Origin of the sequence: Amaricoccus sp. (genome assembly GCF_017995835.1) — a bacterium.
GTDB lineage: Bacteria > Pseudomonadota > Alphaproteobacteria > Rhodobacterales > Rhodobacteraceae > Amaricoccus.
Genome location: NZ_JAGOID010000002.1, coordinates 66,856 through 76,517 on the forward strand (window position 1 = coordinate 66,856; position 9,662 = coordinate 76,517).

The 9,662-nt window shown below is 70.1% G+C and carries 8 protein-coding genes and 3 pseudogenes; 5 read left to right on the top strand and 6 right to left on the bottom strand.

Going from position 1 to position 9,662, the window contains the following annotated elements; genetic code table 11:
* Positions 1 to 48: 48 nt before the first annotated feature.
* Positions 49 to 756: a B12-binding domain-containing protein gene (locus tag KBA23_RS00690; protein WP_290735420.1), complete on the bottom strand. Its 708-nt coding sequence runs from the start codon at positions 754 to 756 to the stop codon at positions 49 to 51.
* A 179-nt stretch (positions 757 to 935) separates the two neighbouring features.
* Here KBA23_RS00690 and KBA23_RS00695 point away from each other — a divergent pair, with 179 nt between their 5' ends.
* Positions 936 to 2,054, top strand: a complete 1,119-nt coding sequence (locus KBA23_RS00695) for a PA0069 family radical SAM protein (protein WP_290735423.1) — start codon at positions 936 to 938, stop codon at positions 2,052 to 2,054.
* A 217-nt stretch (positions 2,055 to 2,271) separates the two neighbouring features.
* Here KBA23_RS00695 and KBA23_RS16810 read toward each other — a convergent pair whose 3' ends face one another.
* The 4 genes and pseudogenes from KBA23_RS16810 to KBA23_RS00710 form a co-directional block, all read right to left on the bottom strand.
* Entirely contained in the window at positions 2,272 to 2,511 is a 240-nt protein-coding gene (locus KBA23_RS16810) for an urea transporter (protein ID WP_366935284.1), read from the bottom strand.
* A gap of 346 nt (positions 2,512 to 2,857) precedes the next feature.
* Positions 2,858 to 2,962 (bottom strand): annotated as a pseudogene (locus KBA23_RS00700) (IS3 family transposase); the annotation flags it as partial.
* Between the two features lie 2 nt (positions 2,963 to 2,964).
* Positions 2,965 to 4,167, bottom strand: a complete 1,203-nt coding sequence (gene pcaF, locus KBA23_RS00705; protein WP_290735426.1) for a 3-oxoadipyl-CoA thiolase — start codon at positions 4,165 to 4,167, stop codon at positions 2,965 to 2,967.
* Complete coding sequence (locus KBA23_RS00710; protein WP_290735428.1) at positions 4,160 to 6,373, bottom strand: 3-hydroxyacyl-CoA dehydrogenase NAD-binding domain-containing protein; 2,214 nt, start codon at positions 6,371 to 6,373, stop codon at positions 4,160 to 4,162. Before KBA23_RS00710 ends, pcaF begins: the two co-directional genes overlap by 8 nt.
* A 57-nt stretch (positions 6,374 to 6,430) precedes the next feature.
* Here KBA23_RS00710 and ettA point away from each other — a divergent pair, with 57 nt between their 5' ends.
* The 4 genes and pseudogenes from ettA to KBA23_RS00730 all read left to right on the top strand — a co-directional run.
* Positions 6,431 to 8,098 carry an energy-dependent translational throttle protein EttA gene (gene ettA, locus KBA23_RS00715; protein ID WP_290735431.1) on the top strand — a complete coding sequence of 556 codons (1,668 nt, stop codon included), beginning with the start codon at positions 6,431 to 6,433 and terminating at the stop codon, positions 8,096 to 8,098.
* Between the two features lie 71 nt (positions 8,099 to 8,169).
* Entirely contained in the window at positions 8,170 to 8,394 is a 225-nt protein-coding gene (locus tag KBA23_RS00720) for a type II toxin-antitoxin system Phd/YefM family antitoxin (protein ID WP_290735451.1), read from the top strand.
* A 4-nt stretch (positions 8,395 to 8,398) separates the two neighbouring features.
* On the top strand, positions 8,399 to 8,788 hold the full coding sequence (locus KBA23_RS00725) for a type II toxin-antitoxin system VapC family toxin (RefSeq protein WP_290735435.1): 390 nt from the start codon (positions 8,399 to 8,401) through the stop codon (positions 8,786 to 8,788).
* Positions 8,789 to 8,983: pseudogene (locus KBA23_RS00730) on the top strand (energy-dependent translational throttle protein EttA); the annotation flags it as partial.
* Between the two features lie 564 nt (positions 8,984 to 9,547).
* Here the strand turns inward: KBA23_RS00730 and KBA23_RS00735 are convergent.
* A pseudogene (locus KBA23_RS00735) lies at positions 9,548 to 9,662 on the bottom strand (IS630 family transposase); the annotation flags it as partial.

Here is a 9,662-nt window from a genome sequence, read left to right on the forward strand (position 1 = left end):
CTGGCGCCGTGCATCCGGCGCGAGACGCCGGCCCGTTGCCCGGCGGCCTCAGGCCGTCTGGCTCATCTGGTTGTGCTTGCGGGCGATGAACTCCTTCGCGGTCTCGACGGCGACGGCCGCGTCGCGGCAATAGGCGTCGGCCCCGATGGCGCGACCGAACTCCTCGTTGAGCGGCGCGCCGCCCACCAGCACGATGTAGTCGTCGCGGATGCCGCGCTCCTTCATCACGTCGATCACCACCTTCATGTATGGCATCGTCGTGGTCAGCAGCGCCGACATCCCGAGGATGTCGGCGTCCTCGGAGACCAGCGTGTCGAGATACTTCTCGGCGGCGTTGTTGATGCCGAGGTCGATGATCTCGAAGCCCGCGCCCTCCATCATCATGGCGACGAGGTTCTTGCCGATGTCGTGGATGTCGCCCTTGACGGTGCCGATCACCATCTTGCCCATCCGCGGCGCGCCGGTTTCGGCGAGGAGCGGCTTCAGGATCGCCATCCCCGCCTTCATCGCGTTCGCGGCCAGAAGCACCTCCGGCACGAACAGGATGCCGTCGCGGAAATCGTCGCCGACGACCTTCATCCCGGCGACGAGGGCCTTCGTCAGCACGTCGTAAGGCGTCCAGCCGCGCCCGAGCAGGATGTTCACCCCCTCGACCACCTCGTCCCTGAGGCCGTCATAGAGGTCGTCGTGCATCTGCGGGACGAGCTCGTCGTCGGGCAGTTCGGACAGGATCAGGTCGTCGTCATCGTCCGCCATGGACAATCCCTCGGTGAGCTTGGCGCCGCTCGGGCCTCCTGTCCGCGTGCCACGAATCGGGCGGCGTGCGCCAGCGGGAAGCGACCTCGCGCCCTCCGTCCCCGACAAGCCCCGCGGAGCCGCCCGACCCCCTCGTCCGGGTTGTGGCAGTTGTTCCCTGTCCGTTCTAAAATTGCCCCATGATCGGGGACGAATCGGATCGGCCAGACCCGGCGCGGCGGCGTGGACGAGGCGCCGTCTCGAACCGCAGCGGACGGTTCGAGACGGAGACGCGCGTCGCCGTCGACGACGGCTGGGACATCGAGGAGGACCTGCCTCCGCTGCGGACCGAGGTCGCCATCGACGCGACCCGGACGGTGATCGCGCGCAACGCCTCGCCCGACATCCCGTTCGACCGCTCGATCAACCCGTATCGCGGCTGCGAGCATGGCTGCATCTACTGCTTCGCCCGGCCGAGCCACGCCTTCCTCGGCCTGTCGCCCGGGCTCGACTTCGAGACGAAGCTCCTGGCCAAGCCCGACGCGCCACGGCTCCTCGCCGCGGAGCTGGCCCGGCCGGGCTATCGCCCGGCGACGATCGCGATCGGCACCAACACCGACCCCTACCAGCCGGTCGAGAAGCGGATGCGGATCATGCGCGGCGTGCTCGAGGTCCTGCGGGACTGCGCGCACCCGGTCTCCGTGGTGACCAAGGGCGCGATCGTCGAGCGCGACGCCGACATTCTCGGCGCGATGGGCAGGACCGGACTGGCCGCCGTCGGCATCTCCGTCACCAGCCTCGACCGCAGGCTGTCGCGCGCCATGGAGCCCCGCGCAGCCGCGCCCGAGCGCCGGCTCGCCGCGATCCGGACGCTCTCTGCGGCCGGCGTGCCGGTCCGGGTGATGGTGGCCCCGGTGATCCCCGGCCTCAACGACGCCGAGATCGAGGCGATCCTCGCGGCCGCGCGCGACGCCGGGGCGACCACGGCCAGCTACGTCGCGCTGCGCCTGCCGCGCGAGGTGGCGGGGCTGTTCCGTGAATGGCTGGAGGAGACCTTTCCCGCCCGCGCCTCACGGGTGATGGCGGGCGTGCGCGCGCTGCATGGCGGGCGCGACTACGACCCGCAATGGGGCAGGCGCATGACCGGCGAGGGCGTCGAGGCGGACCTGATCGCCCGCCGCTTCCGCCTCGCGCGCGCCCGCCTCGGGCTCGACCGGCGCGGCCCGGCGCTCGACGCCAGCCGCTTTCGCCCGCCCCCGCGCGACCCGCGGCAACTGACCCTGTTCGGCGCCGACGACGGCGGGACGCGGCGGCGCTGATCGTTCGAGGTTGCGATTTCCGGCCTGATCGACCCCCGCGCTTTGGACGGCGATCAACCCTCTGGAACGGCTGGAAAATTTCAGGCCGGAAGGCGACTAGACCCGGTTGGAATCCGGCTTGCCACTTCCTTACGGGTCGTTGGCGCGAGGCGCGCAGATCTGCACGCGACGAGCGCGTGTGGATGGCGTTGCGGACGCAAGCGGTTCCGGTTCGGGGTCATGCTTCCCAGATCGTAGAGAATCCGCGGCCAGCAAGAAGGAATATCCGTGTGGTGAGCACGAATGGCAGGGTCATCGCGGGCATTCCGAGAGGCGCGAGCGCGGTCGCGCAGGCCCGGCGCGAGGCGACAAGGAGGCCCGCCGCGAACAACGCGCCGGAAAGGGCGCTGCCTTGAAAGAACACCTGGCCGGTCGTCTCCAGACGGCCGAAGCGCGCGGCGGACAGGAAGAAGGCCAGCGGTGAAGCCGAACGGCGCGGTCAGGACCGCCAGTTTCCAGACACCGAACGTCGCCAGCATCGCGGCCATCAGCACCGGGCCGCTCAAGGGGGTCAAATCCTCAGTTCGCTTGACACTCGCGGTTCGCGCTACTGGCCAGCGATGACGGCTTCGACCCTCTGGAAGACGGGGTGCGGCGGCGGATTCGCCGCTTCGTCGAGGAGATCATCGAGGAGGAGTTGCGGGCGGCGCCGGGCCGCGGCCGGCAGCCTCGGGGCGGCGGTGGGCGCGTCGCGGGCGGCGGTCGACAGCTGGCTACGCGCCGAACGACTGGCACGTGGGACAGACCGTCAAGATTGTGGCGCCCAACCCCATCTCCCGCATCAGCCGCGCCACGGTGCACCGCGCCACGCAGGTCCTCTCCCGGCCGGGCTGCTGCCAGACCTTGCGCACGCCGCAGCCCCGGAAGTTCCTCAGACTCGCTCCAGCAGGAGCGCGGCGCCCTGGCCGACCCCGATGCACATCGTGGCGACGGCGTAGCGGCCGCCGGTCTTCGACAGTTCCAGCGCCGCCGAGCCGGCGATGCGCGCGCCCGACATGCCGAGCGGGTGGCCGAGCGCGATCGCGCCGCCGTTCGGGTTCACCCGGGCGTCGTCATCGGCGACCCCGAGCCCGCGCAGCACGGCGAGCGCCTGTGCCGCGAAGGCCTCGTTGAGCTCGATCACATCCACCTTGTCGAGGCCGACGCCGGTCCGCGCCACGAGCTTTCCGATCGCCGGGACCGGTCCGTATCCCATCACCCGGGGCGCCACGCCGGCCGAGGCGGCGCCGAGCACCCGCGCCCGCGGCGTCAGCCCGTGGGCCTTCACCGCCGCCTCCGAGGCGACGATCAGCGCCGCCGCGCCGTCGTTGACGCCGCTGGAATTGCCGGCCGTCACCGTGCCGTCGGGCCGGGTGATCGGCTTCAGCCGCGCGAGGTCCTCGCGCGTGGTGGCCCGGGGATGCTCGTCGCGGTCGACCTCGGCCGTCCTGCCGCGGCCGAGCGGCACGGTCACCGCGACGATCTCGTCGCCGAGCCGCCCGCTCGCCTGCGCCGCTGCCGTCCGCTCCTGCGAGCGGAGCGCGAAGGCATCCTGGTCCTCGCGCGAGATGCCGTATTCGTCGGCGAGGTTCTGCGCGGTCTCGGGCATCGACTCGACGCCGTGCCGCTTCGCCATCGCCGGGTTGACGAAGCGCCAGCCGATGGTGGTGTCGTGGATCTCGGTCGACCGCGACCACGCGCCCGCGCCCTTGGGGATGACGAAGGGCGCCCGTGTCATGCTCTCGACCCCGGCCGCGATGGCCAGGTCCATGTCGCCGGCCCGGATCGCCCGCGCCGCCGCCGCCACCGCCTCGAGACCGGAGCCGCAGAGCCGGTTCACCGTCACGCCGGGCACGGTCTCGGGCAGGCCGGCGAGCAGCAGCGCCATGCGCGCCACGTTGCGGTTGTCCTCGCCCGCCTGGTTGGCGCAGCCCATCCAGACTTCCTCGACGGCGGCCGGGTCGAGCCCGGGGTTGCGCGAGAGGAGCGCGGCGAGGGGCACGGCGGCGAGGTCATCGGTCCGGACCGGGGCGAGCGCGCCGCCATAGCGGCCGATCGGCGTCCGCACGTAGTCGCAGAGATAAGCCTCAGCCATCGTTCCCCCCCAGATCGTCGAAACCGCGCCCGGCGTCGACCGCGCGCGCGAGCAGGTCGGGCACGCCCCAGGACAGCGGATCCTCCGCCGCCAGCGCCTCGATGCGCCGCCGGACCTCGGCCAGCCCGATCCGCTCCGCGTAGTGCATCGGCCCGCCGCGCCAGCGCGGGAAGGCATAGCCGTGGACCATCACCAGGTCGATGTCGGCGGAGCGCCCGGCGATGCCCTCCGCGAGGATGCGCACGCCCTCCTCGATCATCGCCGTGGTCGCCCGTTCGACGATCTCGGCGTCGGAGAACGCCCGGCGCGCGACGCCGGCGCGGGCGCTTTCCTCCACCACGATCGCCTCGATCGCCGCCGAAGGGGTCGGCTTGCCGTCGTGGTCGTACCAGCCGGCGCCGGTCTTGCGGCCGAGCCGCCCGGTCTCCTCGACGATCCGGTCGGCGATCGGGACGTAGCGGAAGCCTGCCTTCGTCCGCCATCCCAGCCGCTTGCGATTGGCGTAGGCGATGTCGAGGCCGGACAGGTCCTGCACCTCGTAGGGCCCCATCGCCATGCCGAAGTCGCGCATGGCGGCATCGACCTGCCAGGGCAGCGCGCCCTCGATCAGCATCACGTCGCAGGCCTGGCGGTAGCGCGTCAGGATGCGATTGCCGATGAACCCGTCGCAGACGCCGGCAAGAACCGGGATCTTCTTCAGCCGCGAGCCGAGGCGGAGCGCCGTGGCGAGGGTCTCCGCGGAGGTCCGCTCGCCCTTCACCACCTCGAGCAGCTTCATCACGTGCGCCGGGCTGAAGAAGTGCAGGCCGACGCAGCGCTCCGGCCGGCGCAACCCGTCGAAGATGCGGTTCACGTCGAGATAGGAGGTGTTGGTCGCGAGCAGCGCCGTCTCGGGCAAGGCGGCGTCGAGCTTCGCGAAGACCGCGCGCTTGACGTCGAGATCCTCGAACACCGCCTCGATGGCGAAATCCGCCGCCGGCAGCGCGTCGTAGCCGACATGGAACGCGAACCGCGCCGCCTCCTCGGCGGCGGCGGTCTCGGCGGTCGCCTTGCCGCGCTTCACCGCCTCGGCATAGAGGCGCGAGACATTGGCCCGGGCGCGCTCGCGGGCGGCCTCGTCCGCCTCGACCAGCGCCACGTCGATCCCGACGCCGGCGAGCGCATAGGCGATGGAGGCGCCCATGTTGCCGCCGCCGACGACGACCGCCGTGACGATCTCGGCGCCGCCCTTGCGCCCCTGCCCCATCGCGGTGCGCTCGGCGAAGAACACGTGGCGCAGCGCCGCGGCCTGGTCCGAGGTCTTGAGCTTCAGGAAGGTCTCGCGCTCCTTCGCCAGCCCCTCGGCGAGCGGCAGGCGCGCCGCGGCCTCGACGAGCGCGATCGCCGCGACCGGCGCGACCTGCCCGGGGCTGCGCCTCGCCGCCTGCTTGCGCGCGGCCTCCGCCGCCTCCGGGTCGGGCGCGGGCGCCGGCAGCGCGCCGGTCGCGGGCCGGTCGGGGACCGGCGCGGTCCGCGCCGCGGCAACCGGATCCTCGGCCACCAGATCGACGATCCCGAGCCGCGCGGCCTCGGCCGCGGCGATGGTGCGGCCCTCGGCGATGAGCGACAGCGCCGGGCCGAGACCCGTCAGCCGCGGCAGGCGCTGGGTGCCGCCCGCGCCGGGCACGACGCCGAGCGTCACCTCCGGCAGCCCCAGCGTCGCGCCGGGCGCGGCGACGCGCATCCGGCAGCCGAGGGCGATCTCGAGCCCGCCGCCCAGCGCCGCGCCGTTGATCGCGGCCACGACCGGAACCGGGAAGGCCTCGATCCGCGCGATCACATCGGGCAGGTGCGGCGGCTGCGGCGCCGCGTCGAACTCCCTCGCGTCCGCCCCCGCGACGAAGGCGCGGCCGGCGCCGGTCAGCACCACCCGCGTCGCCCCCGCCGCGGCGGCGCGGTCGAGCGCGGCCATCAGCCCCTCGCGCACCGCCCGCGAGGTCACGTTGACCGGCGGGTTGTCGATGACGACCAGCGCCACGCCGCCGTGCATCTCCAGACGGATGGGATCGGGCAGGTCGGGATCCGGCACGGGCTTCCTCACGGTCTCGGGCGGCGACGACCGCCGCGACGGCTGTCCCCCGGGATGGTCCATGCGGCCGGCGAAGGCAAGCGCAAGCAGGCGCGCCGCCGACTCCGCCGGCGTGGCGGCCCGTCCGCGCCGCGCCATTGCGGCCCCCCGCGCGAGCCGCTACATCCCCGCCCGTCCAAGCCGGAGGGGAACGCCATGGCCGCCTACCAGTACGTCTACCACACCGACGGCCTGACCAAGGCCTACGCCGGCGGCAAGAAGGTGTTCGAGAACATTCGCCTGAACTTCCTGCCCGGCGTCAAGATCGGCGTCGTCGGCGTCAACGGCTCGGGCAAGTCCTCGCTGCTCAGGATCATGGCCGGCCAGGACAAGGACTTCCAGGGCGAGGCCCGGGCCGCCGAGGGCGCCCGCGTCGGCTACCTCCCCCAGGAACCGGAACTCGACCCCGCGCTCGACGTCCGCGGCAACGTGATGGAAGGCGTCGCGGCCAAGCGCGCGCTCCTCGAGCGCTACAACGAGGTCGCCATGAAGGTCGCCGAGGACTACTCGGACGAACTCATGGAGGAGATGACAGCGCTCCAGGACCAGATCGACGCCGGCAACCTCTGGGATCTCGACGCCCAGGTCGACGTCGCCATGGAGGCGCTGCGCTGCCCGCCCGACGACGCCAGCGTCGACAAGCTCTCGGGCGGCGAGAAGCGCCGGGTGGCGCTCTGCAAGCTGCTCCTCGAAGCGCCCGACATGCTCTTGCTCGACGAGCCGACCAACCACCTCGACGCCGAGACCATCGCCTGGCTCCAGAAGCACCTGATCGAATACAAGGGCACGATCCTCATCGTCACCCACGACCGCTATTTCCTCGACGACATCACCGGGTGGATCCTCGAACTCGACCGCGGCCGCGGCATCCCCTACGAGGGCAACTACTCCGCGTGGCTCGAACAGAAGGCCAAGCGGCTGGAGCAGGAGGCCCGCGAGGACAAGGCCCGCCAGAAGACCCTCTCGCGCGAGCTCGAATGGATCCGCCAGGGCGCGAAGGCGCGGCAGGCCAAGCAGAAGGCCCGCATCAACGCCTACAACGAGCTGGCCTCGAAATCCGAGCGCGAGAAGATCGCCACCGCCCAGATCGTCATCCCGAACGGCCCGCGCCTCGGCCAGAACGTGATCGCGGTGGAGGGGATCGAGAAGCACTACGGCGAGCGCGAGCTGATCGACAGCCTGACCTTCAAGCTCCCTCCCGGCGGCATCGTCGGGGTGATCGGCCCGAACGGCGCCGGCAAGACCACGCTCTTCCGCATGCTGACCGGCCAGGAGGCCCCCGACGCCGGCGCGATCGAATACGGCGAGAGCGTCCAGCTCTCCTACGTCGACCAGTCCCGCGACGCGCTGAGCCCGCAGAAGACCGTCTGGGAGGAGATCTCGGACGGCCTCGACGTGGTCAAGCTCGGCGACGCCGAGATGAACTCCCGCGCCTACTGCTCGGCCTTCAACTTCAAGGGGACCGACCAGCAGAAGAAGGTCGGCCTCCTCTCCGGGGGCGAGCGCAACCGCGTCCACCTCGCGAAGCTCCTGCGCTCCGGCGGCAACGTGCTCCTCCTCGACGAGCCCACCAACGACCTCGACGTCGAGACCCTGCGCGCGCTGGAAGACGCGCTGGTCGACTTCGCCGGCTGCGCGGTGGTGATCAGCCACGACCGCTTCTTCCTCGACCGCATCTGCACCCACATGCTCGCCTTCGAGGGCGAGGGCCACGTCGAGTGGTTCGAGGGCAACTTCGAGGACTACGAAGCCGACAAGATCCGCCGGCTGGGGCCGGACGCGGTGGAGCCGAAGCGGATCAAGTACAAGAAGTTCGCGCGGTAGCGGCCGGTTGACAGTCGCCTCCCGTCTAGCTAATCATCTAGCTAGGCAACCACGGGACCGCGTCGGTGAAGATGGTCAATATCCACGAGGCAAAGACGCAACTCTCCCGGCTGGTCGCCGACGTCGAGGCTGGCGACGACGTCGTGCTCGCACGCGCCGGGCGCCCGGTGGCGCGCCTCGTGCGCTTCAGTGGCGGCCCGGCGGAGCGCCGGTTCGGCGCCATGAAGGGAAGGGCGGCGACGAGCGACGCCTTCTTCGAGGCCTTGCCGGGCGACGAGCTCGCCGCCTGGGAGTGAGAGGGTGGCCTCGCTGCTCATCGACACCCACGCGCTGCTTTGGTGGCTCGACGGCGACGAGCAGTTGTCCGCGGACGCCCGCGCGGCGATCGGCGACACTGCGAACCCGGTGATGGTCAGCGCCGCCTCCGCCTGGGAGATTACCACCAAGCACCGCCTCGGCAAGCTGCCCGGCGCCGCTGCCGTGGCGCGCGACGTCGCCGGGGCGGTCGCATCCCAAGGGTTTGCGGAGCTTCCCATATCCCTCCGCGACGCCGAGCGCGCCGGCCGCCTGCCCGGCCCGCACCGCGACCCCTTCGACCGCATGCTCGCTGCCCAGGCGCTCAGTGCCGATCTGGAACTCGTCTCGATCGACCGGGTCTTCGACGACTACGGCGTCCGGCGTCTCTGGTAAGGCTGCGCCATGATGATCGCCCACGACCGCTTCTTCCTCGACCGCATCTGCACCCACATGCTCGCCTTCGAGGGCGAGAGGCACGTGGAATGGTTCGAGGGCAACTTCGAGGACTACGAGGCCGACAAGATCCGCCGCCTCGGCCCGGACGCGGCGGAGCCGAAGCGGATCAAGTATAAGAAGTTTGCGCGGTGAGTCTAAAGCTGCGAGACGCACCGTGGATTGCTACCTGGTTGCATGACGCCGCAAGAACTCGCCGACCTGAGCCGCGTCATGAGCGCCAACACGAACGATCGGAAGGGTGTCAAGTCGGACAACCGCACGGGACTCGACGCCCGCGCCGCTCATCTCAGCATCACGCGGCAGGCGCTGCCCAGGAAGTGGATTGCAGGTTTGCAATCTTGAGATATATGCAACCTTAATGCGAGGGTTCCCTGGTGAGTAGACCAAATACCCCCAAGGCAGAAGATCATCCTTATCAATTTATAGATACAGAACGTAATGTTGTATTTCCTTCACTTTCTAGCGTATCGTTAGATAGAATTAGATCTGGTGGATTTGCAAGGTGTCATTGTGATTACTACAAATCAAATATGTCAGAACACAATGACGGAATGGTAAAACGAATTCTTTCTGTATTTTCTAGTTCTAGCTTTGTTACCTTCGAGCCATGGGAGCCACGAATGTTCGTGCCCGGAACAAAGCTTGCTCTTGGCCAAAGAGGCAGCGAGCGGATCATGATAAATTATACCAACGGCATCATCCGCTGACCTGCGCCCACTGGCGTGAGGTGATTGATGCGACGCGCTCGGGGGTTGCGAGAAGCGCGTTCCAGGCTTCGCAGCAGACGTCGACGATGGCGTCGTAGCTGTCG

What these genes read in the sequence shown, in the direction of transcription:
- pcaF (WP_290735426.1), bottom strand. Translation starts at nt 4,167, where the DNA reads ATGGCTGAGGCTTATCTCTGCGACTACGTGCGGACGCCGATCGGCCGC.
- ettA (WP_290735431.1), top strand. Translation starts at nt 6,431, where the DNA reads ATGGCCGCCTACCAGTACGTCTACCACACCGACGGCCTGACCAAGGCC.
- KBA23_RS00720 (WP_290735451.1), top strand. Translation starts at nt 8,170, where the DNA reads ATGGTCAATATCCACGAGGCAAAGACGCAACTCTCCCGGCTGGTCGCC.
- KBA23_RS00690 (WP_290735420.1), bottom strand. Translation starts at nt 756, where the DNA reads ATGGCGGACGATGACGACGACCTGATCCTGTCCGAACTGCCCGACGAC.
- KBA23_RS00710 (WP_290735428.1), bottom strand. Translation starts at nt 6,373, where the DNA reads ATGGCGCGGCGCGGACGGGCCGCCACGCCGGCGGAGTCGGCGGCGCGC.
- KBA23_RS00695 (WP_290735423.1), top strand. Translation starts at nt 936, where the DNA reads ATGATCGGGGACGAATCGGATCGGCCAGACCCGGCGCGGCGGCGTGGA.